The sequence below is a fragment of the Ruminococcus sp. genome (assembly GCF_019423705.1).
Taxonomy (GTDB): Bacteria; Bacillota; Clostridia; order Oscillospirales; family Ruminococcaceae; genus Hominimerdicola.
In genome coordinates this window covers 3,998-29,885 of the sequence record NZ_JAHZAX010000001.1, presented here as the reverse complement: position 1 = coordinate 29,885, position 25,888 = coordinate 3,998, and the positions used below count along the sequence as shown (strand labels likewise).

22 protein-coding genes are annotated in these 25,888 nt (G+C 47.5%); 16 read left to right on the top strand and 6 right to left on the bottom strand.

Annotation, left to right across the window (positions count from 1 at the left end):
- Positions 1–97: 97 nt before the first annotated feature.
- Positions 98–718 (top strand): aminoacyl-tRNA hydrolase, encoded by a 621-nt coding sequence (gene pth / locus QZ371_RS00125; protein WP_295207266.1) that lies wholly within the window; start codon positions 98–100, stop codon positions 716–718.
- Positions 719–924: 206 nt separating this feature from the next.
- The gene (gene mfd / locus QZ371_RS00120; protein ID WP_295207263.1) at positions 925–4,383 is read left to right on the top strand and encodes a transcription-repair coupling factor; all 3,459 of its coding nucleotides are present in this window, start codon (positions 925–927) and stop codon (positions 4,381–4,383) included.
- Between the two features lie 181 nt (positions 4,384–4,564).
- Here mfd and QZ371_RS00115 read toward each other — a convergent pair whose 3' ends face one another.
- The 4 genes from QZ371_RS00115 to QZ371_RS00100 are packed head-to-tail and all read right to left on the bottom strand — an operon-like array spanning position 4,565 to position 9,909.
- Positions 4,565–5,839 (bottom strand): ABC transporter permease, encoded by a 1,275-nt coding sequence (locus QZ371_RS00115; RefSeq protein WP_295207261.1) that lies wholly within the window; start codon positions 5,837–5,839, stop codon positions 4,565–4,567.
- Positions 5,840–5,854: 15 nt separating this feature from the next.
- Positions 5,855–7,762, bottom strand: a complete 1,908-nt coding sequence (locus QZ371_RS00110) for a biotin/lipoyl-binding protein (RefSeq protein WP_295207258.1) — start codon at positions 7,760–7,762, stop codon at positions 5,855–5,857.
- A complete protein-coding gene (locus QZ371_RS00105; RefSeq protein ID WP_295207255.1) occupies positions 7,759–8,448 on the bottom strand; it encodes an ABC transporter ATP-binding protein in 690 nt (229 codons plus the stop codon). Before QZ371_RS00105 ends, QZ371_RS00110 begins: the two co-directional genes overlap by 4 nt.
- A 12-nt stretch (positions 8,449–8,460) precedes the next feature.
- Positions 8,461–9,909: an efflux RND transporter periplasmic adaptor subunit gene (locus QZ371_RS00100; protein WP_295207252.1), complete on the bottom strand. Its 1,449-nt coding sequence runs from the start codon at positions 9,907–9,909 to the stop codon at positions 8,461–8,463.
- A 683-nt stretch (positions 9,910–10,592) separates the two neighbouring features.
- On the opposite strand from QZ371_RS00100, the gene zapA reads away from it, so the two are divergent.
- The 7 genes from zapA to QZ371_RS00065 all read left to right on the top strand — a co-directional run bounded on the left by zapA (position 10,593) and on the right by QZ371_RS00065 (position 17,432).
- Positions 10,593–11,111, top strand: a complete 519-nt coding sequence (gene zapA / locus QZ371_RS00095; RefSeq protein ID WP_295207250.1) for a cell division protein ZapA — start codon at positions 10,593–10,595, stop codon at positions 11,109–11,111.
- Positions 11,111–13,216, top strand: coding sequence for a U32 family peptidase (locus QZ371_RS00090; protein ID WP_295207247.1), 2,106 nt, complete (start codon positions 11,111–11,113; stop codon positions 13,214–13,216). Before zapA ends, QZ371_RS00090 begins: the two co-directional genes overlap by 1 nt.
- A complete protein-coding gene (gene dut / locus QZ371_RS00085; RefSeq protein ID WP_366558682.1) occupies positions 13,217–13,663 on the top strand; it encodes a dUTP diphosphatase in 447 nt (148 codons plus the stop codon).
- Between the two features lie 35 nt (positions 13,664–13,698).
- On the top strand, positions 13,699–14,847 hold the full coding sequence (locus tag QZ371_RS00080) for an amidohydrolase (protein WP_295207244.1): 1,149 nt from the start codon (positions 13,699–13,701) through the stop codon (positions 14,845–14,847).
- A gap of 451 nt (positions 14,848–15,298) precedes the next feature.
- The gene (pdxS, locus tag QZ371_RS00075) at positions 15,299–16,171 is read left to right on the top strand and encodes a pyridoxal 5'-phosphate synthase lyase subunit PdxS (protein ID WP_295207242.1); all 873 of its coding nucleotides are present in this window, start codon (positions 15,299–15,301) and stop codon (positions 16,169–16,171) included.
- Position 16,172: 1 nt separating this feature from the next.
- Positions 16,173–16,742: a pyridoxal 5'-phosphate synthase glutaminase subunit PdxT gene (pdxT, locus tag QZ371_RS00070; RefSeq protein WP_295207239.1), complete on the top strand. Its 570-nt coding sequence runs from the start codon at positions 16,173–16,175 to the stop codon at positions 16,740–16,742.
- 138 nt (positions 16,743–16,880) lie between these two features.
- Positions 16,881–17,432 (top strand): TIGR04002 family protein, encoded by a 552-nt coding sequence (locus tag QZ371_RS00065; protein ID WP_295207237.1) that lies wholly within the window; start codon positions 16,881–16,883, stop codon positions 17,430–17,432.
- A gap of 112 nt (positions 17,433–17,544) precedes the next feature.
- Here QZ371_RS00065 and QZ371_RS00060 read toward each other — a convergent pair whose 3' ends face one another.
- Complete coding sequence (locus tag QZ371_RS00060) at positions 17,545–17,979, bottom strand: RrF2 family transcriptional regulator (protein WP_295207234.1); 435 nt, start codon at positions 17,977–17,979, stop codon at positions 17,545–17,547.
- Between the two features lie 206 nt (positions 17,980–18,185).
- Positions 18,186–18,491: a hypothetical protein gene (locus QZ371_RS00055; RefSeq protein ID WP_295207231.1), complete on the bottom strand. Its 306-nt coding sequence runs from the start codon at positions 18,489–18,491 to the stop codon at positions 18,186–18,188.
- Between the two features lie 413 nt (positions 18,492–18,904).
- Between QZ371_RS00055 and QZ371_RS00050 the strand changes: the two genes are divergently transcribed.
- The 7 genes from QZ371_RS00050 to QZ371_RS00020 all read left to right on the top strand — a co-directional run bounded on the left by QZ371_RS00050 (position 18,905) and on the right by QZ371_RS00020 (position 25,793).
- Positions 18,905–19,534, top strand: a complete 630-nt coding sequence (locus tag QZ371_RS00050; protein WP_295207228.1) for an orotate phosphoribosyltransferase — start codon at positions 18,905–18,907, stop codon at positions 19,532–19,534.
- A gap of 272 nt (positions 19,535–19,806) precedes the next feature.
- Positions 19,807–21,891, top strand: a complete 2,085-nt coding sequence (locus QZ371_RS00045) for a chemotaxis protein CheA (RefSeq protein ID WP_295207226.1) — start codon at positions 19,807–19,809, stop codon at positions 21,889–21,891.
- Positions 21,892–21,939: 48 nt separating this feature from the next.
- The gene (locus QZ371_RS00040; protein WP_295207224.1) at positions 21,940–22,416 is read left to right on the top strand and encodes a chemotaxis protein CheW; all 477 of its coding nucleotides are present in this window, start codon (positions 21,940–21,942) and stop codon (positions 22,414–22,416) included.
- A 207-nt stretch (positions 22,417–22,623) separates the two neighbouring features.
- The gene (locus QZ371_RS00035; RefSeq protein WP_295207222.1) at positions 22,624–23,457 is read left to right on the top strand and encodes a protein-glutamate O-methyltransferase CheR; all 834 of its coding nucleotides are present in this window, start codon (positions 22,624–22,626) and stop codon (positions 23,455–23,457) included.
- A complete protein-coding gene (locus QZ371_RS00030; protein WP_295207221.1) occupies positions 23,454–24,437 on the top strand; it encodes a chemotaxis protein CheB in 984 nt (327 codons plus the stop codon). The genes QZ371_RS00035 and QZ371_RS00030 overlap by 4 nt, the downstream gene beginning before the upstream one ends.
- 19 nt (positions 24,438–24,456) lie before the next feature.
- The gene (locus QZ371_RS00025; RefSeq protein WP_295207219.1) at positions 24,457–24,951 is read left to right on the top strand and encodes a chemotaxis protein CheW; all 495 of its coding nucleotides are present in this window, start codon (positions 24,457–24,459) and stop codon (positions 24,949–24,951) included.
- Positions 24,951–25,793: a fumarate hydratase gene (locus QZ371_RS00020; RefSeq protein WP_295207216.1), complete on the top strand. Its 843-nt coding sequence runs from the start codon at positions 24,951–24,953 to the stop codon at positions 25,791–25,793. The genes QZ371_RS00025 and QZ371_RS00020 overlap by 1 nt, the downstream gene beginning before the upstream one ends.
- The last annotated feature ends 95 nt before the right edge of the window (positions 25,794–25,888 follow it).

The window sequence follows — 25,888 nt, the reverse complement described above, 5'->3', positions numbered from 1 at the left end:
CTTTTGTTTATACCCCGTCTTGCGCAAAGACGGGGTTATTGTGCGTGGGGAATAAGCAGTCGGTGCTGACATATTATAAAAGATAGGAGACATTACAATGGATATTTTCGAGAAATTAATACAGCTTTCCGCAGAGAGAACCCCTGGCGGCAAGCCTGAGTATATTATCGTGGGGCTGGGCAATCCTGGGGTCGCTTATGAGAATACAAGACATAACGCTGGGTTTATGGCGGTGCAGGCGCTGGAGAAAAAGTTCGGCATAAGCGTCAATACACATAAGTTCAAGGCGCTGGTCGGCCGTGGAAATATCGGCGGAAAAAGCGTGCTGGTGATGAAGCCCGAAACCTTTATGAACAACAGCGGCGAGGCCGTTTCGGAGGCTATGGACTTCTATAAAATACCGATAGAGAATATCATCGTTATCTTTGACGATATCTCTCTTGACGTTGGCAATATGCGCATACGCCGCAAGGGCTCGGCTGGAGGTCACAATGGCATAAAAAGCATTATCGCATTTTGCGGAGGGGAGAATTTTCCTCGTGTAAAGGTCGGCGTGGGAAAGAAGCCGCACCCCGATTATAATTTGGCGGACTGGGTGCTTTCTAAGTTTTCCGATGAGGATATGAAAAAGCTTGCAGAGGTGGACGAAAAGACCTGCGAGGCCGTTGAGCTTATGGTGCAGGGCAAGACTTCTGAGGCGATGAATAAATTTAATTAAGGATTATTTTTTGACTAACGGACTAATGACAATAAATACGCAATTTGATGTAGGGGCGAAAAATTGTTATTCGACTAAGCTCATAACAATTTGTGGTCGCCCGTTGGTTTGCGGCTTTTGAGAGAGTCTGCGGGCGAACAATGTTCGCCCCTACAAATAAACAACGCATTTAATAAAGACCAATTAGATTTTTGGAGAACAGCAAAATGAACATTTTTAACGAGATAAACAGCCGACTGGGCTTTTATAAAGATATAAAAAACTGCCTGCTCAAAGGCTTTACGCCCTGCGCAGTTACGGGCGTTTCAAATATCCACAAGGCGCAGACCGCTATGGGGCTTTCAAGGCTCTCGCCCTGCCTTGTCATATGCGACGACGAGGCTTCGGCGCTGAGAATGATAAGCGACATAAACGAAATGGCAGGGGAGCAGCTTGCCTGCTTTTATCCTGCAAAGGACTTGAATTTCGCCTATATGGAGGGCGTTTCAAGAGAGTATGAGCACAAGCGGCTGGAAGCGCTCTCACTTATCACGCAGGGCAAGTGCAAGATAATCGCCGCAAGTATGGAGGCTTGCTTGCAGGGAACTATACCGCAGGATAAGCTGAGAGAATTCTCTTTTGATATAAGCCTTGGGGGAGAGCTGAGCCTTGAAGAGCTGACGGAAAAGCTCCTTGCAGGGGGCTATACACGAACGGATCAGGTTGAGGGACAGGCGCAGTTTTCTATCAGAGGTTCTATCGCCGATATTTTCCCTGTGCAGGAGTCACGGCCTGTGAGAATTGAGCTTTGGGGCGATGAGGTGGATTCGCTTTCATACTTCGACCCCGAGAGCCAGCGGCGTACTGACCCTATCGAGGGGATAACTGTTTTTCCTGCGCTGGAGATCATTTTTCCAAGCAAGGAAGAGCTTGTGGAAAAGCTGACGACCCTTTCAAAATCCGTCAGAGGAAGCCGCACGGAAAAGATAAGGACTCAGATATCAAGGGATATCGAGACGGCGGAAAGCGGCATAACTCTCACCAATCTTGACAAGTATTATACCGTTTGCTACGACAATCTCACCACGGTGTTTGATTATTTTGAGAGCGGCGTTTGTATCGTTTCGGAATATTCAAACTGTATCGAAAAGGGCAAGGCTGCCCTTGCGCAGCTTGCGGAGGATATGAAGCTGCTTTATGAGGACGGCATACTTTTCAAGCGGCTGGAGGGGTTTTTTATGGATATCCCTCAGACAGAGCTTAAAATAACCAAGATGAAGTCGGTGTTCCTTGACAGCTTTATGCGCTCAAACAACGGCATAAAGTTCAAGAAGCTTATCAATACCGACTGCCGTCAGACTGCGGCTTGGGGCGGAAATATCATCAACCTTGAGGAAGAACTAAAGACCCTTTGCGAACAGGGATACTGCACTATTGTGCTGGCTGGTTCGGAAAAGACTTTGCCTATCATAAACAAAGACCTTTTGGACGCAGGCCTTTCGGCGGAGGTTTTGACGGAAAACAGCGAGATAATCGCAGGAAAAGTTTATCTGCGGACGGGCTGTTTGTCGGGTGGATTTGATTATCCCGATATAAAGTGCGCCGCTATCACCCAGATGAAGGCGATGAGCGCAAAGAAGCGCAAGTCTCGTCACAAGGCAGGAGAGGAGATAAAAAGCCTTTCGGATATCCAAAGCGGCGACCTTGTTGTTCACGCAATGTACGGCATAGGCAGATTTTCGGGCATAAGAAATATCGAGACAAACGGCGTTACGAAAGATTATATCACAATAAAATATGCAGGCACGGACGTGCTTTATGTGCCTGTTACTCAGCTTGACCTTGTGTCAAGATATATCGGGCCGAGAGACGACGGGGCTGTTAAGCTCAACAAGCTCAATTCTATGGAATGGTCAAAGACACGCAGCCGTGTTAAGTCGGCGGTGAAGGATATGGCAGAGGAGCTTACAAAGCTTTACGCTCAGCGGCAGATGGCAAAGGGTTTTGCCTTTTCAAAGGACAACGACTGGCAGGCGGATTTTGAGGAGCGTTTCGACTATCAGGAGACGGACGATCAGCTTAGGTCTATTCAGGAGATAAAGGCGGATATGGAAAAGCCTTCGCCGATGGACAGGCTGCTTTGCGGCGATGTTGGATTTGGCAAGACTGAGGTGGCTCTCAGGGCGGCGTTCAAGTGTATGCTGGATAACAAACAGGTCGCAATACTTGTGCCGACGACTGTTCTTGCTTGGCAGCATTATCAGACTGCTATAAAAAGGTTCGAGCATTTTCCTGTTAAGGTTGAACTGCTTTCACGTTTTAGAAAGCCAAAGGAACAGCAGCAGATAATAAGGGAACTTAACAGGGGCACCATCGACCTTATCATCGGCACACACAGGCTTGTGCAAAAGGACGTAAAGTTCAAGGACTTGGGGCTTGTTATAATCGACGAGGAGCAGCGTTTCGGCGTTGCCCACAAGGAGAAGTTCAAGGAGACTTTCCAAGGGGTCGATGTGCTGACGCTGTCTGCTACGCCTATCCCGAGGACGCTCAATATGGCGATGAGCGGCATAAGAGATATGTCGGTGATCGAAGAGCCGCCGATGGACAGACACCCTGTTCAGACTTATGTCATAGAGCACAATATGGGCGTTATCGCACAGGCAATAAGCAAGGAGCTGCGCCGTGGCGGACAGGTCTATTATATCCACAATAGGGTGGAGACCATTATGATGACCGCCAACCAGCTTTCGCAGCTTTTGCCGGACGCAAGGATAGCATTTGCCCACGGACAAATGCCCGAGGCGGAGCTTTCGGAGATATGGCGGCAGCTTTGCGACAGGGAGATAGACATACTTGTTTGCACCACCATAATCGAGACTGGCGTTGATGTGCCGAACGTCAACACCCTTATCATCGAGGACGCAGACAGGCTTGGTCTTTCGCAGCTTTATCAGCTTCGTGGACGTGTGGGAAGATCCAACCGCAGGGCGTTTGCTTATTTCACGTTCAGACGTGGAAAGGTGCTCAGCGAAGTGGCGACGAAACGTCTTGACGCAATAAGAGAATTCACTCAGTTCGGTTCGGGATTTAGGATAGCGCTTCGTGACCTTGAGATAAGGGGCGCTGGCTCTATTCTCAGCGGAAAGCAGCACGGACATATGGAAGCGGTAGGTTATGATATGTATTTGCGGCTTTTAAACGAGGCTATCGCAGAGCAGAAGGGCGAGGCTTTGCCGCCGTCTCCCGAGGATTGTCTTGTGGATATTTCCATTGACGCTTTTATCCCCGAATATTATATCGAGAACCTTTCTCAGCGTATAGACTGTTACAGGAAGATAGCTTCTATCGGCAATGAAGAGGATTCGAGAGACGTGCTTGACGAGCTTATCGACCGTTACGGCGATCCTCCGAAATCTGTGCTAGGGCTTGTGAACGTTGCGCTGACGAGGAATATGGCTTCGAGAGTGGGCATAAAGGAGATAACCCAGCGAAAGGACAAGGTGCTTTTCTTTGTGCAGTCGCCTGAAGTCAGTCAGATTCAGGCTTTATGTGCGAAATATAAAAACAGGGTCAAGTTTTTTGACGGCGACAAGCCTTACTTTGCTGTGGCTTTGGACAAGAAGCAAAAGGCTTCTGATCTTATGGCGGAGACTGTGAAGATTATGGACGACGCTGCAGTTTAGGTTGTAGTCGTTTGAAGTGCAGATAAATTTTACCGTCCCCTCAAAATTGCGTAAATGCGTTGTTTTTGTAGGGGCGAACAGCGTTCGCCCGTTAGAGCCGCTGTCCGTGTTAAATTATTCAATAATAAAGCAGTACCACACGAAATTGTGCGGTGCTGCTTTTTGGTATTTGTATTTGTTTTTATTCGTATCTCAAAGCGTCGATAGGGTTGAGCTTTGCGGCTTTTATGGACGGGATAAGTCCAAACACAATGCCCACCACCATTGAGAATACGACTGACACGGCGATTGAGGCGGTTGAGATAGCAACGGGGACTTCTGCCACCTTTGCTATCACCTGCGAAAGGCCTATGCCTGTGAGGACGCCGATTATTCCGCCGATACTTGTGAGGACGGCGGCTTCTGTCAGAAATTGTGCGAGTATCCTATTGCGCCTTGCGCCGAGAGCTTTTTTTAGGCCGATCTCACGGGTACGCTCTGTTACGGAGACCAGCATAATATTCATGACTCCGATACCGCCTACCAGCAGGGAAATGCTTGCTATCCAAATAAGCATACTGTTTGTGGAAGAGCTGAGGTCTTGGAGGGACTTTGCCTGCTCCAGCAGGCTTTCGCTCTTGTATTCAACTGTTGCGCTGGTGTCCTCCCCTGTGGTGGAGGTCTTGGTGATATACTCGTTTAGGATATCGGCGGTCTTTTTGCCTGCGTTGGTCATTGAGTCGGTATCGACAGCTTTTGCAATGCAGTTCTCAGGCTCGTCATAGCGGAAGAGCATACCCCAATCGTTTGTTGGGATAAAGATAAGTCCGCTGGAGGTCTGATTATAGGTGTAATAATCTTCGACGGAATTTATTACAGGCTCAAAGCTTGAATCCTTGACGGCAACGCCTATCACCATAAATGGTTCGCCGTTTATGTCGATGAACTTTCCTACGGGGTCTTCGCCCTCGAAAATGCCCTCGGCGACTGTTTTATCAACGATAGCCACTTTATCATACTTTGTGAAGTTGCGCTCTGTGAAGCCCTTGCCTTGAATGATATCATAGCCCACGGTGTCGAAATAGTCCTCGTCAATGCCATAGATAGTTGAGGACGACATTTGGGTGTTCATATAAAACAGGTTGTCGATATTGCTTCGGGTGCGGTAAAATGTGCAGGAGCTTACTTCTTTAAGTTCGTTGATACGCTTTTTTGTATCGGCTGTGAACATCATAACGTTCTTTGGCACGGACTCGTATGTGAAATCATAAATGGAATCGCCGTTTGAAAGCTGTATCTTGACTGTGTTATTGCCTGCGCCGATGAGGTTATTTTTTATCTGCTCGTTAGTTCCTTTGATCGTGGAGACGATTGCGATTATCGCCGCAATGCCGATTATGATACCCAGCATTGTGAGGAAAGAACGTATTTTATGGGAAAGTATCCCCTTGAATGAAAGTCTTATATTTTCTATCATTTTATGCTCCCTCCTTTAATACTCAGGGTAGAGGACTTCGGTGGTCTCTTTGGTCTTTACGCCCTCTTTAACGTCCTTGCCGTAAGGGAAGCATATTTTATCGCTCATTGAAAGGCCGCCCTTTATCTCGATATTGGAGCCGTACATTACCTTGCCTGTTTTGACATAGCTTTTCACAAGCTTGCCGTCCTTGTCGGCTTTCATAATGTAATAATTGCCGTCCTCCTGCCTTACATAGTGGATAGGCAGGTAAACGCTGTCGCTTGTTTCGGCTGTGGTATCGAACTGAACGCCCACCCAGTCGCCAACGTTGAAGTCTGTGCTGTCGTCAAGCTTGGCTTCGACTTTATAGGTGGAGCTGTTTGGATTTTCGCCCCAGTTTGTTGTGCCGTATGAAGTGGGCTCGGTATTTATCTTTGTTATCTTTGCGCTGATTGAAGAGCCTGTTTCATAGGAGGAGACCATAACGCTTGAACCAACTGTGGCTTTATCGAGATTGAGCTCGCCTACGCTGAATGATACCGACACGCCGCCTTCGCCTTCGATTATTGCGAAAACAGAATCGTCTGAGCCGTCGGAGTAGTCGTAATCGTCCATATCTATGCTGCTGTCTGTTGGGTCATAGTCTGTATCATCAGAGCCGTCTGTATCTGCGCCGTCGGAGTTTGCGGCGGCGTCCTCGACTGTGCCTATTTTCTTCACAACGCCGTCGATAGTTGCAACCACTTTGCCGTCGGTCTTTTTCTTCAAGGCGTCGTTATATTCAAGCTTTGCTGACTTGAGCTCAAGCTTCAGCTCTTTGATATCGCTTTCTTTATCGGCGATCATTTTCTTTATTTCCGAACGGCTGTAAAGATAGTCCTCTGAGCCTTGATCGTCGGTCTGTGTGGGGTCTGTTGCAGGATAGTCGATAAGATCGTCGGTATCGTCGCCTGTATCAACGTCGTCGATATTGATATCGGGTGTGTCTGTATCATCGGGGATATCGGTGTCGGTCGAATCGTCTGAATCATCTGTATTATTTGTATCGTCATTATCCGAACCTGTTGGAACGATGATAGAGAACTTGCCGAACGTTGTGACGCTGGTATCAAGTGCTAAGAGACCTGTTTCCTTGTCGATAGAAATGCCGTCGGAGACTGACCAATCAGCCATTGTTTTGCCGCTGATAGTTTCCCTGTTCACGAGCCACTTGTAGATGAAGTTTGAGTTATCGTCATAAACGCAAAGCTCTGCGTATGTGCCTGTGGCGAGGATACGCTGCAAAAAGGCTTTTGTGACCTTTGTCTGCTGGTTGCAGTTTATTATGTATGGGTCGTCCTTCGTGCCTGCGTTTTCCGTCTTGAATGCTGCTTTTACGATATCGGCTGTTTCGACAGGCTCGGGAGTGGGATCCGGCTCGGGTGTCGGGTCGGGATCGTCGGGAGTATCGGGAACGTCCGGCTCGTCCGGTTCGTCAGGGATATCAGGCTCGTCCGGCTCATCGGGTTCTTCAGGCTGCTTTGGTGCGTCCTCAGAGGCTTTGAGGGTCTTATACTTTGCAAGCTCCTTTTCAGCCATTTTGATGTTCTGTTCGCAGACTTTTACTTGGTTGGACTTTTGCTCAAGTTCAAGCTCTACGACTGTCATATCGTACTCAAGAATGGTATCGCCTTTTTTGACTGTATCGCCCTTTTTCACAAGGACTTTCTTTACCAGCTTTTCGTTATCAAGCTCTATCTTCTGCGAATTGGCGGAGATTATCTGTCCGTCCATTGATGATGAGTTCCACTCATAGCTGTCGGCGGTCTCTGCCATAAGCTCAACGGGGGTGACGTTCACCACTATTTTGTTTGTTTGCGATCTTTTATATTTTGTTACGCCGAAATATCCTCCGCCGCCAACAATGGCAAGACAGAGCAGCGTTATGATAAGCTTTTTCATTCCTGCTCGCCCTCCTTTGCTCCGCCGTGAAGTTCGCCGTCTCGTATGTGCATAATGCGCTTTGCGCACATTGCTATCTCGGGTTCGTGGGTTATCATCACGATAGTAACGCCGTCGTCATTCAGCTCTTTGAAGAGCGCCATTACTTGGTCGCCCGATTTTGTATCAAGAGCGCCTGTTGGCTCGTCCGCAAGGAGAAGCTTCGGCTTATTGACGATAGCCCTTGCGATAGCGACACGTTGCTTCTGTCCGCCCGAAAGCTGGGTGGGCTTGAAGCTCATACGCTCTGCAAGGCCGACTTTTTTGAGGGCTTCCATTGCACGCTGGCGACGTTCCTTTTTGCCGACGCCTGCATAAAGAAGCGGGAGCTCAACATTTTCAAGGGCGGATTGTCTTGGCAGGAGGTTAAAATTCTGAAAGACAAAGCCGATCTTCTTGTTTCTTATATCGGAAAGCTTTTTGTCGTTTGCCTGCATAATATCTGTGCCGTCAAAGACAAAGCTTCCTTTGGTCTGCTTATCAAGGCAGCCGATTATATTCATAAGGGTGGATTTGCCCGAGCCTGAGGGCCCCATTATGGCAACATATTCGCCCTCGTTGACGGCGAGGGAGATATCTTTAAGCACGGGAACGGCCTCTCTGCCCTGCATATAATCCTTGTATATATTTTTCAGCTCGAATACCATAGAAAGCCCTCCTTATTCAGCGGCAGGCTCGGCGTTGTCTGCTGTGTCGTCAATGTTATCAACATTATCAGCATTATCTGCACCGCTTTCATCGCCGTAAAGGCTGTTGAAATATGCTTCTATCTCTTCATCGGTCATACTGGGGAGCATATCCTCATCAATGCCGAGGGTATCGTCTGAGCCGTCATAGTTTATGTCATAATCGCCGTCGATATCGGTCATATCCATATCGCCGTCGCCGTTGTCGCCGCCTGTGAGGTCGTTTGGTGCAACGGATACGTCAGATTCGTTTGTTGTGGCTGTCATACCCTCTTCGATAGAGTTGTTCGGATATGCGATATAGTCGTCGTTTTCAAGGCCGGACTTTATCTCGCAATCGCCGTTATCCTCGTCCTTTTCGCCTATCTCAACATATCTCTTTTCGATCTCGCCGTCCTTATCCTTTGCCCAAACAAAGCTCTTGTCGCCGTCCTTGCAGATGAAGTCGGAATAGAGCCAAATGCCTGTTTTGTTGATTGAAGTGTCCTGACCGTTGTCGATCTCGATGAGGACGTGCTGACCAAGCATAAGGCCGTCAAGGCTTTCGGGGGTGACATAGAAGGCATAGTTCGAGGACGTTGTCATATCGTCGCTGTTGCCGTAATCGTACATATCGTTATTATCTTTTTGAGGGTTGGTGTCGATCTTTGTGATCTCGCCTTTCCAAGTGGTATCGTCAAGTCTTGACTTTATTATAACGGGAACGTTCTGTGCGATGCTTTGGCTGCTCTGCTCATTGAAAGTGCCTTTTACTCTGTAATCGCCCTCGGCTGTTATCTGCATAATGGCAGTACCGCCATCTTCTTGAAGCTTTTCGGGAGTTGTGACGTTCTTTACTGTGCCGTCGATAGAGGCTGTGACAAAGGCGTTCTTTGTGGAGGCTTCAAGCTTTTTGATCTCAACGTTCTTTGCCTTGATGTCATACTCGTTCTTGGCATTATCGCTTTGGAGGGAAAGGATCTGCGTTGTATAGGACACGGCTGCGTCCTGATCGGCGGTTTTCTTTTCCTTTTCAAGCTCTGCGATCTGATTTTTGTTTGAGGTTATCTCATTTTGAAGTCTTTCCACCTCAAGCTTAGCCTGATCGAGCTGGAGATTTATTGCTTCAACGTCATATGTAAGGAGCTTATCGCCCTTTTTGACGGTATCGCCGTCCTTGACGAGTATCTCGTCGATAGTTTTTGAAGTATCATACTTGACGTCAACAGACTCCTGCGCTTCAACGACGCCCGAAAATGCGGCGTTTGCCACATTGAAACTTGAGACTGTATTCAGCGATGAGACTTTCTGAACATAGACCTTTTGGCTGCTCTTAGAGCTGCTTTTGCCGACTTTTTTCCACACCAGAAAACCGCCCAAGCAAAGGGCGCAGACCACGATCACAACGATCACAACGGTGCAGATCCTTTTTTTTGTTGTCATAAACACGACCTCCGTAAAATTGGATTTTGGATTTGAAGCTTTGAAAATAAAAAATGCCTGTTCGGGAAAACCAAACGGGCAGGACACAACCCACCAGCCAGGAGGGTACACCTCGCCTGTCTGAAATTTGTGGGAGAATTATTCTTATTTGATTTGCTGTCCGTTTTTATTTTCTTTTGTTCTTTCTCTTTTTTTCGGCGGATATCGTTCCGCCTGTCTATCTTTATACTGTTAATTATAGCACAAATCGTCAATATGTCAACGCTTTTCTTTATGGTTTTAAGAAAGTAATAAGAAATTTGGTGCGTTGGGCGTTTCAGAAACGGAGTTTTTAGTGAGGAATGAGGAGTGAGGAATGAGGAATGATGGAATCGCCTACGGCGATGTTTTTTATTGCGAACTCCGTTCGCATTGACCTCTCGTTCGCTATGAGAAAGTCAACAAAATAAGGATAGAGCGGCAAAGTATGGTTTAATGTCAACAATTCCTCACTCCTCACTTAAACGCATTGTGTGGTTTAATCCTATGAGCGGTTTACAGTCTGTCCAGTCTTCGGGCTACAAAGTGCGACACCCGAAGTACAGCGAATCCCGAATTAAAAAGAAAAAAGACTTTATTTTTTTATTGAAATAGTGTATAATGTAGATAAGCATTATTATTTTGCTATAAGGAGGGCATTAAAAATGAAAAATAAGCTTAAAGTTACTATCTATAACAGGACTTATAACCTGCTTTCGGAGGAGACTCAGGGGTATACTGATAAGCTGGCTGCTACTATCAATACCAAGATAAACGCTATGCTCAAGGGTATACCGAGCATTTCTGTGCAGGACGCTGCGGTGCTGACGGCGCTTGACTGCCTTGACGAGCTCAGCAAGGCTAATCAGAATATCGAGAATATCCGCACGCAGATAAAGGACTATGTTGATGACGCCGGCAGGGCGAGAAGTCAGGCGGACGAGGCGCAGAAGGAGATTCGTGAGCTCAAGGCTAAGATCGCTGACCTTGAGGCGCAGCTTGAAGTTCAGTCCGCTGAGCCTGTCGAGATGGAGGAAGAGGTCGTTGACGCTAATGCGCTGCTTTCGCAGGAGATAAAGAACGCTCTCGAAAGCCCTGTTCATTCTTCACATTCGGGGGATAGGAACAACAATACTAATTACGTCGGCACGGTGAATTACAGACCCGAGGGAGGCAGCCATTAATGGCTCAATTTACGCATAAGGCGGAGATACTTGCGCCCTGCGGTTCGCTGGAGACACTTTCGGCGGCGGTGAAAAGCGGCTGTGACGCTGTTTATCTTGGCGGAGAGAAGTTTTCCGCTAGGCAGAACGCTGCAAATTTTAAGGCGGAGCAGCTTCGTGAAGCGGTGAGGATATGTCATCTTCGTGGGGTGAAAGTTTATCAAGCCATTAATACGGTGGTGTTTGACGAGCAGCTTGAGGACTGCAAGGCGGCGGTGAAGTTTGCCGCCCAGGTGGGTGTTGACGGGCTTATCACGCAGGATCTTGCGCTGGTGGAGATATGCAAAAAGTGCTGTCCTGATATGGAATATCACGCCTCCACGCAGATGACCATTCACAGCGAAAGCGGCGTTTTAATGGCGAAAAAGCTGGGGTTTTCCCGTGCGGTGCTTTCAAGAGAGCTGCCTAAGGATATCATCAGTCAGCTTGCTGGGCTTGGCATTGAGACGGAGGTTTTTGTACACGGAGCACTTTGTATGTCCGTTTCGGGGCAATGCTATATGAGCGCTATCGTTGGTTCGAGAAGCGCAAACAGGGGGCTTTGCGCACAGGCTTGCAGGCTTCCTGCGCAGGGGGATAAGATATCAAAGATATCAAAAGGGCGTGAGCGTTATGCCCTTTCACTAAAGGATATGTCATATGTTGACAGGCTTTCGGAGCTTGAAAAAATGGGTGTGTCATCATTGAAGATCGAGGGCAGAATGAAGCGGCCTGAGTATGTTGCGGCGGCGGTTGATTGCTGTAAAAAGTCGCTGGAAAATGAGCGTTACGACCTTAAAGCCCTTGAAGCGGTGTTCTCTCGTGGAGGCTTTACAGAGGGGTATTATACACGCAGGCTCGGCAGGGAAATGTTCGGCACAAGGCAAAAAGAGGACGTTTCTGCCACGGCGAAAATTTTGCCAGAGCTTCACGAACTTTACCGCAGGTGTGAAAAGCGCAGCAAAGTGAAGTTTCGGTTCCTGCTGAAGGATAACGAGCAGGCAAGGCTTTACGTCACCGACGAGCTTGGCAACGAGGCGCAGGCGGTCGGGGACAAGCCTATGCAGGCGATAAAAAAGCCTTGCGATGAGGAATATGTTGCAAAGCAGCTTTCAAAGCTTGGGGACACTATCTATGAGTTTGGCGGCGTTGAAGCCGATATCGGCGAGGGACTGGCTTTTCCTGCTTCTCAGCTGAATGAAATGCGCAGGCACGCCATTGCAGGAATTGACGAAAAGCGCATTGGATATTTTGACAGGTCGGTGGGATTTTCTGACGCTGAGTTTGCAGAGCTTACAGACTTTGAGAGCCTGCCGAAAGCTTATGATAAGAAAAGGATACGCATTATGCTTTCAGAGGCTTCGCAGCTTGAGGGGCTTGACCTTGGGGGCGTGGAGCTTTGCGGCGTGCCGATAGAGTTTGCAAAAAGGGCGGCGGAAGTTGTCGATGATCGTGACAGGAAAAAACTTATGGTGATAATGCCGAGGTTTACTTTTGATGAAAAGGGGCTTATCAAAAAGCTTGAAGAGGCAAAGGCGGCTGGCATTGGAAAAATGCTGGCGATGAACATTGGGCATTGTCTTATTGCGGAGAAAATGGGCTTTGAGCTTCACACGGGTTATGCTTTCAATGTGACAAATTCGGCGGCTCTTGGAATGGTGAAAAAGCTTGGTGCTAAGGATTGCACGGTGTCATTTGAGCTTAAAGCCGCTCAGATAGAGAGGCTTAAAAAGCCTATGGAGATCGGTTTTGTGGCTTATGGCAGGCTGCCCCTTATGCTGACGGCGAACTGTCCTATCAGAAATGATGTTGGCTGCAAAAACTGCAAGGGAAAGCTTTTTGACCGCACGGGAAGAGAATTTCCTGTCAGATGTCCGAAAGGACGGGATTGTGCGGAGGTGCTCAATTCGGATATACTTTACCTTGCTGACAAGCTTTCGGACTTTGCAAATGCGGACTATATGGAGCTGCATTTTTATGAGGAGACGGCGGAGAAGATAAACGCCATAGTGAGGGCTTATGCTATCGGACATGGCGAAAAGCCTTTTGCCGCCACAAACGGACTATATTACAGAGGAGTTTTATAAATGGGAATGAAATTGTTGATAAAAAAGCTTGATGAAAAGGCTGTTGTGCCTGCAAGACAGACTGAATACAGCGCAGGTTATGACCTTTGCGCCTGCACGGACGAGCCTATCGTTATAAAGGCAGGACAGACTGAGAAGATACACACGGGTATTTCAACTGAGGTGCAGGGAGAGAAAAACTGCGTGCTGCTTATTTATGCAAGAAGCTCTCTTGCAACAAAGTTCGGCATTGCGCCAGCAAACTGCGTAGGCGTTGTTGACTGGGATTACAGGGGCGAGATAATTTGCGCTCTCCACAACAGTTCTGACAAGGATTACACTATCAACCACGGCGACAGGATAGCTCAGCTTGTTATAACTCCTGTTTTTACGCCTGAGGTGGAAGTTGCAGAGGAGCTTTCGGACACTCAGCGTGGCGAGGGCGGTTTCGGCTCGACAGGCAAATAATAAATTTGGTTTGATTTGGTGAGAATTTGCGTATTATGAAAATATACAATGTTAAGATAAAGACGATGGACGACCAGCGCAGAGTTTTTGACAAGGGCTGGGTCGAGATCGAGGACGGAAAGATAATTGCGGTGGAGGCTGGCGAGCCTTTGAATATCGCAGAGGGGGATATCGACGGAAAGGGTATGACCCTTTATCCGGGATTCATAGATATCCACACCCATCTGGGCTTATCGACAAGCGGCGTTGGAATGGAGGGGGAGGACTTCAACGAAGAGTCAGACCCTTGCACGGCGCACATTCGGATAGTGGACGGGATAAATCCTATCGACTATTCATTTGAGCTTGCAAGAAAAGCAGGCGTGACCTGCTGTCTTGTTTCTCCTGGCTCGGCAAACCCTGTGGCTGGAAGCATTGCGGCGATAAAGACAAACGGAAAGCGCATCGACAAAATGCTTGTTGGAACTGTAGGAATGAAGTTTTCAATGGGCGAGAACCCGAAGCTTACTTACACCGACAAAGAGGACGCACCATACACCCGAATGGCAATAGCGGGCATTATAAGAGAAGCCCTTATGAAGGCACGCAGATACGGCGAAGCTGTAGAAAGGGCAATGGGCAGCGAAGAGGATATGCCCGAATTCGATATGCGCTCGGAGGCTTTGCTGCCTGTACTGAGGGGTGAGACAAAGGCGCATTTTCATTGCCATAGGGCGGACGATATTTTCACGGCAATAAGGATAGCGAAAGAGTTTGAGCTTGACTATGTGCTCGTGCATTGCACGGACGGACATATTATTGCGGACGAGCTTGCACAAGAGGACGCAAAGTGCATAATCGGCCCTATCATTTGCGACAGGTGCAAGCCAGAAATGGCTAATCTTACGCCTTGCAACGCCGGCATACTTGCGGCCCACGGCATTGATGTGGCTATCTGCACAGACCATTCGGAAGTGCCTATCGAATATTTGCCACTTTCGGCGGCGATAGCTGTAAAAAACGGTCTTGACTATGAAAAGGGGCTGGAGGCTATCACCTGCACGGCGGCGAAGATAGCAGGCATTGATGACAGAGTGGGCTCTATCGCAAAGGGGCTTGACGCTGATCTTGTGCTGTTCGAGGGCGACCCTTTGGACGTTATGAGCTCCCCTGCTATGGTCATATGCGGAGGAAAGGTAGTATAGTTTAGTTTAGGCAGAATTTTTATCTTCTACTTTTAGCACAAATGAAAACCTATCATACAAATAGGATTTGTGCACAATTGAAAGTGCGTTGGATATAGGCTTTTTGAAAGAGAAAAACGCTTGCTGTATTGCATAATACGGCAGGCGTTTATTTATTGTCTTGTTGTAATAAATGCACAAATGAAAATTCATTTAACTAAAGATCGGGCAATTTGAAAGTGGGCGGAAAAGGGTATAGAATAGGTATAGAAGGTCGTTAAGAGCACGAAGCTTGTGGAACGTGACATTTGTAGGGGCGAAAATTGTTATTCGACAATGCTCATAACAATTACGTTCGCCCGTTATTGCGGTGTTTCTTGCAGAGGTCGTCGACTGTGTTTGATAGTCGTAGCTTTTTGACAGGCCAAAATTATGATAATAAAATAATTTATAAGCTTGGAGGATATATAAGATGAGCAGTCAGTATGAACTTAACAAAAATCTCGCACAAATGCTCAAGGGCGGCGTTATAATGGACGTTACAACACCTGAGCAGGCTAAGATCGCAGAGGCGGCAGGCGCTTGCGCAGTTATGGCGCTGGAGCGTATCCCTGCGGACATCAGAGCGGCAGGCGGCGTTTCAAGAATGAGCGACCCTAAGATGATAAAGGGTATTCAGGAAGCCGTTTCTATCCCTGTTATGGCGAAGTGCAGGATAGGCCATTTTGCTGAGGCGCAGATACTTGAGGCTATCGAGATCGACTACATCGACGAGAGTGAAGTGCTTTCACCTGCTGACGACAAGTATCACATTGACAAGACCCAGTTCAAGGTGCCTTTCGTTTGCGGCGCAAAGGATCTTGGCGAGGCTCTCAGACGTATCAGCGAGGGCGCTTCTATGATAAGAACAAAGGGCGAGCCGGGTACGGGCGACGTTGTACAGGCTGTTCGCCATATGAGAATGATGATGAGCGAGATCAAGAGACTTACTTCAATGTCAAAGGACGAGCTTTATCAGGCTGCAAAGGATCTGAGAGTTGATTATCAGCTCGTTAAGTATGTTGCTGACAACGGCAGACTTCCTGTTGTAAACTTTGCGGCAGGCGGTGTTGCAACTCCTGCGGACGCAGCTCTTATGATGCAGCTTGGCGCAGAGGGCGTATTCGTTGGTTCGGGTATTTTCAAGTCGGGCAACCCAGAGAAGAGAGCAAGAGCTATCGTACAGGCTGTAACAAATTACAACGATCCTAAGATGCTTGCAGAGCTTTCTGAAGACCTTGGCGAGGCTATGGTCGGCATAAACGAGCAGGAGATCGAGCTGCTTATGGCGGAGAGAGGCAAGTAATATGAAGATCGGAGTTCTGGCTCTTCAAGGAGCGTTTGCGGAACACGAAAAGGTGCTGACGGCTCTTGGCGCAGAGGTCAAGGAGATCAGACAGCTTCGTGACTTTGAGGACAGCTTTGACGGAATTGTTATCCCAGGTGGCGAGAGCACCGTTATGGGAAAGCTGCTCAGAGAGCTTGGGCTTTTTGAGCCTGTGGCTGAATATATCGCAAAGGGCGGTTACTGTTTCGGCACTTGCGCAGGACTTATCCTGCTTTCCAAAGAGATATCAAATGACGACAGGAGCTATTTTGGCACGCTGCCCGTAAGAGTAAAGCGCAACGCTTACGGCAGACAGCTTGGAAGTTTTTCCTGTCAGGAAAATTTCGCAGGCAAGGAGATACCGCAGGTCTTCATCAGAGCGCCGTACATCGAAAAGGTGCTTGACGATGAGTGCGAGGTGCTTTCTCAGCACGATGGCTTTATCACGGCGGTGAGATACAAAAATCAGCTTGCGGCGGCTTTCCACCCAGAGCTGACTGAGGACAGGACAGTTCATCAGTATTTCATTGATATGATAAACGGGAAATAGTCTAAAAATCAACAGGATAATATTGCATAATTGAATAATGCACGGTATGTCTTTTCTCCGAAATGGGGGAAAGGCATAAGTGCATTTATACGGAAAATAAAAAATAGTGAAGAAAACACGGAAATTGGAGTGATATTTATGAGTACAACGGCTCAGGTGAAAAATTCTACAAAGCATATACAACTTATATGCGTGACGGGGCTTTTTGCGGCGATGATATATGTTCTCACGGCTTGGCTGCATATCCCGACAGGTGCAGGATACACACACGCAGGCGACGGACTGATATATCTTGCGGCTTCAATGTTGCCGACGCCTTACGCAATGGCGGCTGGCGCTATCGGCGCAGGGCTTGCAGACGGACTTTCGGGCTTTATGGTATGGCTGCCGGGAACGATCGTGATAAAGGCAATAACGGCGCTTTGCTTTTCAAGAAAGACTGAAAAGATAATATGTGCGAGAAATCTTATCGGAATCATCCCTGCGCTTGTGATCTGCGTGGTATGTTACAGCCTTTACGAGGGCATTTTTATGGCAGGGGGATTTTCAAAGGCTGCCATAGTTTCGGCTTTCGGTCAGACGCCGGCTTACTGCATACAGGTGCTTGCAAGCTCGATACTTTACATTGTGCTGGGTCTTGCATTTGACAAGGCTGGGCTAAAGAAGAGATTTTCTCATCTTTTTGGATAATTGAATTGTATAACAGATAACATAAAGCAAAAAACGGGCGACCTAAGGTCGCCCCTACGCAATTGTGGGGGCGGACTTGATCGTCCGTTAGCTTTTACTTATCAATTAAATATTAAATAACGTAATCATCGGTGCGTGAGCGTTCTTTTTCAACGAGGTCGGCGAGAGTGATATTGTCAACGACATCATTGATAGCTTCATAGAGTTTTTTCCACACGAGGAGGGTGGTGCAGGACTCTTGGCGTTCACAGGTGTTGACGTCGCCTTCAAGGCAAGAGACGGGAGCGAGGCTGCCTTCGGTGAGGCGGAGTATCATACCAACGGTATATTCTGATGGGTCTTTAGCGATCATATATCCGCCGCCGGCGCCACGGACGCTTTTGACATAGCCGGCACGGCCGAGGGTAGAGATGATTTGCTCGAGGTATTTATCGCTGATATTTTGTCTTTCGGCGATAGCTTTTATAGGGGTATATCCGCTTTCGGCGTGGACGGCGAGGTCCAGCATAAGTCTGAGGGCATATCTGCCCTTAGTTGAGATTTTCACGGTTTCAAGTCCTTTCGTAATTCCTATTAGAAATGTATGATTTAATTATAATACAACTTTGGTTTATTGTCAAGTGTTTATCAAGGAGCGATTTTGCGACACGCAAACGTCGGTATGGGGCGTAAGCAACGTAAAAGAGCACCATATAAATAAACGGACGACCAAAGACCGTCCGTTTAAATGTCAAAAACTATGCAACTATGTAACTACTTCTTCTTAGCCATTACACCAATGGAAATAAGCACAACAACAGCTCCGCCGCCTATCCAGCCGAAAAGCGCCCAGTCTACATCGCTTTGGGGGTTCTCGTTCTTTTGTGCCTTGGCCTCGGGCTCGTCACCGTTTTGAGCTGCCTCGGTGGCAGGATCGCTCTCGGAAGTCTCATCGTTTATTGCAGCTTCAATGGGCAGATCAGCGTATGCGACAACGTCCTCCTGCAATGCGTATGCAGGCATAGCGCATAGAGACATCGCAACTGCGCCCAGTCCTGCTAACAGTTTTCTCTTTTTCATAAATATATCTCCTCAGGACAGCACAAAGTATAAAGCCACCCTTGATGTATCCACTTTTTATCTTACCATTACTACTAATTATACACATTTTTGTGCGACTTTACAATCTGTATTTTATACAAATTACACATTTCGATTAGTGTATTTTGCACAGGGAAAGTTGATAAATGTTAGATTTGTGTGCGCTGATACGTCGATAAGTGCGTACTTTGGCGGCTTTTGTCGACTGGCGTGCAACATATGATAAATAAAGCTGACCGTATAAATATGATTTATCAATTTATTAATTGTATAGTCCTACAAAAATATATGTGAAAAATCATTAAAAATGATATTGAAAAATCAAGCGAGATATGTTATAATAACCAATAGTAAAACATTGTTCATACTTTGCTTGTAAGGAGGTCTTCGTTTTGGAAGAACGTATGCAGATAATTCACGCAGCTAATAACAGTAAAATACAGATCGGCGTTATACCGGGTCATTACGCTACTAACCACTCACATATCAACTACTATGTTGATCTTACTTCCGTCAAGACGGGAATGAAAATGGCTAGGGAAGCGGCGAAAGAGCTTGCGGCTACTTATGTTTCGACACATATCGACACTATCATATGCCTTGAGGGAACGGAGATACTCGGCGCATTTTTGGCTGAGAGCCTTTCTGAGGGAGGTATAAACAGCGGCGCAGATATCAATGTCGTTACGCCTGAGCTCAACGCTGTTAACCAGATGATATTCAGAGACAATACTCAGAAGAAAATTTGGGGCAAGCAAGTTCTGCTGCTCATTTCATCGGCTTCCACCGGTAAGAGTATCAACAGAGCTATCGACTGCTTGCAGTATTATAACGGCAATCTTGTTGCTATCGGCTCTATATTCTCGGCTATCAGAGAGTCAAACGGCATTGCGGTACATTCGCTGTTCTCAGAGAAAGACCTGCCTAAGTACGAGACTTATATGCCTGCACATTGTCCTATGTGCGAGGCCGGTCAGAAGGTAGACGCCCTTGTAAACAGCTTCGGCTATTCCAAGATATGATATAGCTGCAATATTTGTGATATCAAAGCGCCCTGCGGTGATGTGGGGTGCTTTTTGATTTTTTTCTTTATTGTGGTTTTTTAATAATAAACAGTTGAAATGTAGGAAGAAATTTGTTATAATATAAATAAGTATAGTCTTGCCTAGGTGTTCGATTTATTGTAGGGGCGAACATTGTTCGCCCGTTGGTGGATTATCATTTAACGTACTAAGACAAGCATAATTATTTTATTTTTGCGAATAAGTATTTCCACTTGAAAGGGTGAGAGGCAATGCCTAAGTTTGAAAACGGTATGGAAAATATGGCGGATATGTTCGTGTTCGAGTCGGGCGATCTGCTTGAAAAGCTTGACGATATCCTTATGCGTACCGAACAGGAAGAGTCTATCGGGGCGGAGGATATCGGCGAGATATTCCGTATTATGCACACTATAAAGGGCTCTGCGGCGATGATGGGCTTGCAGAATATGTCTACGCTTGCCCATTCGGTGGAGGACCTTTTTTACATTATAAGAGAGGACCCCAGCACGAAATATGACAAGCCTGCCCTTTATGAGCTGCTTTTTGCGGCTTCGGACAGTTTGAAAAATGAGCTTGATTCCCTTTTCGATTCGGAGGAGCAGACGGACTTTTCGGAGCTTGAAGGCAAGATACATAGCTTTGCGAACGTTATGAAAGGTCAGCCTGCGGATGGCGGAGACGCTCAGAGCGGCGGCTCGGCGGCTGGGTATGGCGATCTTTTCCCTGCGGACGAGAAAGAGGGCGTGTTAACTTACAAGGTGACATATTCGGACAGCTGCGCAATGCCCGAAATGCGTGCGCTTGTGCTGCTGCGTGCGCTGGGAAAGATAGGCGAGGTGACTAGGACTTATCCTGCCGATCTTGACGCCGACAATGCTGGGGACGAGATATCCAAAAAGGGACTTTACATAAAGCTTATCACCGACGACTGCGACAAGGCTTTGGAGCTTATGAAAGGCGCTGTAAATGTTGCGGCGGCGGAAAAGGTCGAAAAGCCTGCTGAAAAGCCAAAGGCTGCGCCTGCGGTCAAGGCGGATAATGCTAGTGCAAGCAATGCTAGTGCAAGCGCTAATAGCGCCGAAAAGAAGCCTGCTCCTGCGGCAAAACCTGCGGCGAAAAAGCCTGCTGAAAAGCACGAACAGGCTATGGTGTCGGTAAAGCTTGACAAGCTCGACAGGCTTATTGATCTTGTGGCGGAGATAGTTATAACAGAGGGCTCTGTTGTATCATCGCCAGACCTTAAAAAGGCTGGGCTGAATCTTGACAGATTCAACAAGGCTTCACGAGAGCTTAGAAAGCTCACGGACGAATTGCAGGACGTTGCAATGTCTATCAGAATGGTGCCCGTTTCAACGGCGTTCCAAAAGATGAACAGAGTTGTGAGGGATATGAACCAAAAGCTCAAGAAAAACGTCACGCTGGTGTTTGTGGGGCAGGAGACTGAGGTCGACAAGGCGATCGTTGATATTTTGAACGACCCTCTTATGCACATTGTTAGAAATGCCGTCGATCACGGTATTGAAGAGCCTGAGGTCAGGGCGAAAAGCGGCAAGACTGAGCCGCCGACTGTTACGCTTAGCGCTGGCTATGACTCGAACGAAGTGGTGATATCCTGCCGTGACAACGGCGCAGGAATGGACACCGCAAAGCTTATGGCAAAGGCGAAAAAGAACGGAATGCTCACAAAGCCTGAAAATGAATACACCGACAAGGAGATATTCAATTTTGTTGTGGCGGCTGGTTTTTCCACCAACGAGAAGATAACGGAATATTCGGGTCGAGGCGTTGGAATGGACGTTGTTAAAAAGAACCTTGAAAAGGTCGGCGGAAAGCTGACCGTTGATTCAAAATTCGGCGAGGGGTCTGTTTTCACTATTCGCATACCGCTTTCGCTTTCTATTCTCGATGTTCTGAGCGTTGACGTGGGGGGAGAGAATTTCTCCGTGCCTGTTTCGGCGATCAAAGAGGCGTTTTCCTGCAAAGAAGAAAATTTCATCACCGACCCCGACGGCAACGAGTTTGTTATGCTTCGTGACAAGTGTCTGCCTCTTATCAGAATGGGCAAGCATTTCGATATCCCGAATGCAGAGCAGGATATAACAAAGGGAATAATGCTTTACTGTCGACAGGACGGCAAGGATGCTGTTGTTATGGCGGACAGGATAACAGTCGATCAGCAGGTGGTCGTAAAGCCGTTTTCGCCGCTGCTGGATGATTACCCATTAAAGGAATGGGGTATGGCAGGCTGTTCGGTCTTGGGCGACGGAAGCATTACTATCATTCTTGATATGAAAGAATTTTTTGAGAAATATGAGCTTAAAAGCGTGGATAAATAATGCGCTTTTGTGATCTTAACATAAACGGAAATGAGGGAAGCAAGGGTTATGGCAGTATCGGCGGAAGATAATCAGAATAACGAAAACAGGGATTTTATCAAGGACGGCGGAAAGATACTCACCTTTGTATCGGACGGAAAGTTTTTCGGCTTTGAGATAACTGACGTGACGGATATAATCGGGCTTCAGCCTATCACAAGGCTGCCTAGGACGCCGAACTTTGTCAAGGGCGTTATAAATCTGCGAGGAAAGGCCGTGCCTGTTATTGATTTCAGACTGCGGCTTGGTTATCCCGAGGAGGAATATGACCATAGGAGCTGCATAATCGTGGTGGAAGTGGCTTCAAACCAAGCCGGTATCATCTGCGACAGGGTATCGGACGTGGAAGAGATCGCACCGGAGCAGATAGCGCCCTCGCCACTTACAGGCGGCACGGTGAAGTGCTTTATCACAACGGCGAAAAACAGGATATCTGTTATCGACCCTTTGGCGCTTATAAAGGGAAAGGGCAAAGGCAAGGTATAACGGGGCGGTTGTCTGTTTGACAAAATATAAAGCAAAAAACAAAAAATAAGATATCAGTTTGTGGTGTAGGGGCAAAAAATTGTTGTTCGGCTAAGCTCACAATAATTTGCGGTCGCCCGTTACCCTTATGGCTCTGACGATGTGAAGAGCCATTTGACAGACTGAAAAATATTACGATCATAGATAATAAAAACAGGGAGGGATATTATGCAGTCGGGTCTTGAGATATCACAAGCTGATTTTGACAGGCTTATGGCATATATAAAGGAACGGTTCGGGCTGAACCTTTCGGGTAAGAAGAGCCTTGTGCAGAGCCGTCTCAGCAACTATGTGCTGGACTGCGGTTTTGCAAGCTTTTCTGAATATCTTTCGGCGGTTTATGACGATGAGACAGGCAGAGAGACTGCGAACCTTATCAACAGGCTCACAACCAACCACACTTATTTTATGAGGGAGACGGATCATTTCCGCCACTTTATGAATGCGTTTCTGCCTTATGCTGAGAAAACCGTGAAAGACCACGATCTGAGGATATGGAGCGCAGGGTGTTCTTTCGGCAACGAGCCTTACAACCTTGCGATGTGCCTTGACGAGTATTTCGGTTTCAGATCAAAGGACTGGGACTTGAAGATACTTGCCACGGATATATCTTTCAACGCCCTCAGATCGGCTGCAAACGGCATTTACACGGATATGTCCGTGCAAAATGTTCCTGATATGTGGAAAAAGAAATACTTCAAGCCCTATTCATCGGGGCTTTGGCAGGTCAGCTACAGCATAAGAAACAATGTGGAATTTAAGTATCACAACCTTATGGACGATTTCAATTTCAAGAAAAAGTTCGATCTTATACTCTGCCGCAATGTAATGATATATTTTGACGAAAAGACCAAATCGGAAATATGCAGAAAGTTCTATGAAGCGACGGAGGACGGCGGCTTTTTTTATATTGGTCACGCTGAATCTGTGCCCGAGGATATGCCTTTTGAAAAGGTGTGCCCTGCGGTATACAGAAAGACGGGGAGGTGCAGGAGAAAATGACGTTTCTTGTTATCTCACAGGAAAAGGCCTTTGCGACGCTGTGCAGGAAAGTTCTCACGGCAAACGGCTTTTCTAAGGACAAGGTGATATATTCCTGCCTTGACAACGGCAGAGCCAGCGTGCTTGCGGCGACCCCCGACTTTGTGCTGCTTGATACTGACGGCGGCGAGGATATGGAAGATTATATCATAAGACTTGTGCCGAGATATTCTGTGCCCATAATAGTTTGCACTTCTCAGCACAACAATAAGTATCCTATGATGCAGGCAGGCGCTATCGACGTGGTATACAAGCCTAATGACGAAAACGATGATATGGAACGGTTTTCCGCACGATTTATAAACAGCATAAAAAGGCTTGAATCCACACGGAAAGTTTCGAGAGTTCACAAGCCTGCGGAGAATATTTCTCACATTATCGCTATCGGCGGTTCGACAGGCAGCACGGAGGCTTTGAAAACTATACTAAAAATGCTTAGGCACGATCTGCCGCCTGTGGTGGCGGTGCTTCATATGCCGCCGGGATATACGAAAATTTACGCTGAGCAGCTTAAAAGTGAGACGGGGCACAATGTTGTGGAAGCCACCAGCGGGCTTTATCTTCGTCAGGGTATGATAGTTATTGCTCAGGGCGGACGGCATTTGCGTTTGTTCAGAGACAAAAAGGGCTATTTCGTCACATCGGAAGAGGGCGTGAAGATATCGGGGCATTGTCCTTCAGTTGACGTGCTTTTTGACTCTGTGGCGTATACTGCCAAAAGGGACGCTATCGGCGTTATTCTTACTGGAATGGGCTCTGACGGGGCAAAGGGTATGCTCAATATGAAGAGAATGGGAGCTTTTAACATAGGGCAGGATCAGCAAAGTTCTGTGGTATATGGAATGCCGAAAGCGGCATTTGAAAACGGCGCTGTGTCAAAGCAGCTTCCACTATGGGATATTGCAGAGGAGATACACCGCCGCATTGACAGCTCAGACTAAAGTTACGGGAGGGAAAGCTGTGGAAAACAGCAGATACTTGATATTCGTTGCAGATGAAAAGAGATTTTCGCTGCCTTTTGATAAGATAAGGATAATCCTTGCGGCGCAAAAGCCTGTGCCTGCTCCCGATTTTCCCGAATACATACCGGGCACGATAACGCACGAGGGGAAAATGATACCTGTTATCGACCTGCGCAGGAGATTTCACTACACGCCGAAAGAGATATCGGATAGAGACTGCATAATAATAACCGCCAGCGAAAGCCCTGTGGGGCTTCTGTGCGACAGTGTGCAGGGCTTTACGGAGGTGGAGGAGGAAAATATCCAGCCTGCGCCAAAACTCAACGAGGACGTGAGCACGAGCTTTATAAGCGGCGAGTTTCTGATGGAGGACAAGCCCTGTTATATTCTTGATGGGGAAAAGATAGTGAAACTCAGCGACCGTGAGGCGGTAAAAAATGCGCTTTGTGATGAAAATAATGATGATAACGACCGAAAGGATATGGAAGAATAATGAGAGAGATCAACGTTTCAGAGGTAGAGCAGCTTGTGAGAGACCTTTGCATAAAGGCTAATCTTTATCTGCCAAAGGATATGGAAGAATGCATAAAATGCAACGCCGCAAAGGAGCAGTCCCCTGTGGGAAAGAACGTGTTTGCGGATATCATTGAAAATATGCGTGTGGCAAGAGAAGAGACTATACCGATCTGTCAGGACACGGGTATGGCGGTTATTTTTATGGAAGTTGGACAGGACGTGCATTTTGTGGGCGGCTCTGTCAACGAGGCCATAAACAAGGGCGTTGCAAGAGGTTACACGGAGGGCAGGCTGAGATGTTCCATCGTTTCAGACCCTCTCGAGAGAGTGAACACGGGGGATAACACCCCTGCGGTGGTCCATCTGCGCTTTACTGAGGGGGACAAGGTGAAGATCATGGTTGCGCCAAAGGGCTTTGGCAGCGAGAATATGTCTCAGCTCAAAATGATGACCCCGAGTGTTACAGAGGACGAGATAGTTGACTGGGTGGTATCGGTCTGCGCAACGGCAGGCTCGAACCCTTGTCCGCCTATCGTTATCGGCGTTGGTATCGGCGGAGACTTTGAGAAGTGCGCATATCTTGCAAAGAAGGCTCTTTGCAGGAATGTTTCTAAGCGCAATCCAAAGGCGAGATATGCAGAGCTTGAGGCGAAAATGCTTGAGAAGATAAACCGTCTCGGCATTGGTCCGCAGGGCTTTGGCGGCACGCAGACTTGTCTTGCGGTGAATATCGAGGAAGCGCCTACACATATTGCCGGACTGCCTGTTTCTGTAAATATTGGCTGCCACGTTACACGTCACGCTAGCGGAGAGATCTAAGGGAAGTGCGGAAAAGAACGGGCGACCGCAGGTCGCCTTTGACCGCAGGTCGCCTTTGACCGCAGGTCGCCTTTGACCGCAGGTCGCCTTTGACC

Bases quoted from the DNA above. Each gene is read 5' to 3' on its own strand.
- pth (WP_295207266.1), top strand. From the start codon at position 98: ATGGATATTTTCGAGAAATTAATACAGCTTTCCGCAGAGAGAACCCCT.
- mfd (WP_295207263.1), top strand. From the start codon at position 925: ATGAACATTTTTAACGAGATAAACAGCCGACTGGGCTTTTATAAAGAT.
- QZ371_RS00115 (WP_295207261.1), bottom strand. From the start codon at position 5,839: ATGATAGAAAATATAAGACTTTCATTCAAGGGGATACTTTCCCATAAA.
- QZ371_RS00110 (WP_295207258.1), bottom strand. From the start codon at position 7,762: ATGAAAAAGCTTATCATAACGCTGCTCTGTCTTGCCATTGTTGGCGGC.
- QZ371_RS00105 (WP_295207255.1), bottom strand. From the start codon at position 8,448: ATGGTATTCGAGCTGAAAAATATATACAAGGATTATATGCAGGGCAGA.
- QZ371_RS00100 (WP_295207252.1), bottom strand. From the start codon at position 9,909: ATGACAACAAAAAAAAGGATCTGCACCGTTGTGATCGTTGTGATCGTG.
- zapA (WP_295207250.1), top strand. From the start codon at position 10,593: ATGAAAAATAAGCTTAAAGTTACTATCTATAACAGGACTTATAACCTG.
- QZ371_RS00090 (WP_295207247.1), top strand. From the start codon at position 11,111: ATGGCTCAATTTACGCATAAGGCGGAGATACTTGCGCCCTGCGGTTCG.
- dut (WP_366558682.1), top strand. From the start codon at position 13,217: ATGGGAATGAAATTGTTGATAAAAAAGCTTGATGAAAAGGCTGTTGTG.
- QZ371_RS00080 (WP_295207244.1), top strand. From the start codon at position 13,699: ATGAAAATATACAATGTTAAGATAAAGACGATGGACGACCAGCGCAGA.
- pdxS (WP_295207242.1), top strand. From the start codon at position 15,299: ATGAGCAGTCAGTATGAACTTAACAAAAATCTCGCACAAATGCTCAAG.
- pdxT (WP_295207239.1), top strand. From the start codon at position 16,173: ATGAAGATCGGAGTTCTGGCTCTTCAAGGAGCGTTTGCGGAACACGAA.
- QZ371_RS00065 (WP_295207237.1), top strand. From the start codon at position 16,881: ATGAGTACAACGGCTCAGGTGAAAAATTCTACAAAGCATATACAACTT.
- QZ371_RS00055 (WP_295207231.1), bottom strand. From the start codon at position 18,491: ATGAAAAAGAGAAAACTGTTAGCAGGACTGGGCGCAGTTGCGATGTCT.
- QZ371_RS00045 (WP_295207226.1), top strand. From the start codon at position 19,807: ATGCCTAAGTTTGAAAACGGTATGGAAAATATGGCGGATATGTTCGTG.
- QZ371_RS00040 (WP_295207224.1), top strand. From the start codon at position 21,940: ATGGCAGTATCGGCGGAAGATAATCAGAATAACGAAAACAGGGATTTT.
- QZ371_RS00035 (WP_295207222.1), top strand. From the start codon at position 22,624: ATGCAGTCGGGTCTTGAGATATCACAAGCTGATTTTGACAGGCTTATG.
- QZ371_RS00030 (WP_295207221.1), top strand. From the start codon at position 23,454: ATGACGTTTCTTGTTATCTCACAGGAAAAGGCCTTTGCGACGCTGTGC.
- QZ371_RS00020 (WP_295207216.1), top strand. From the start codon at position 24,951: ATGAGAGAGATCAACGTTTCAGAGGTAGAGCAGCTTGTGAGAGACCTT.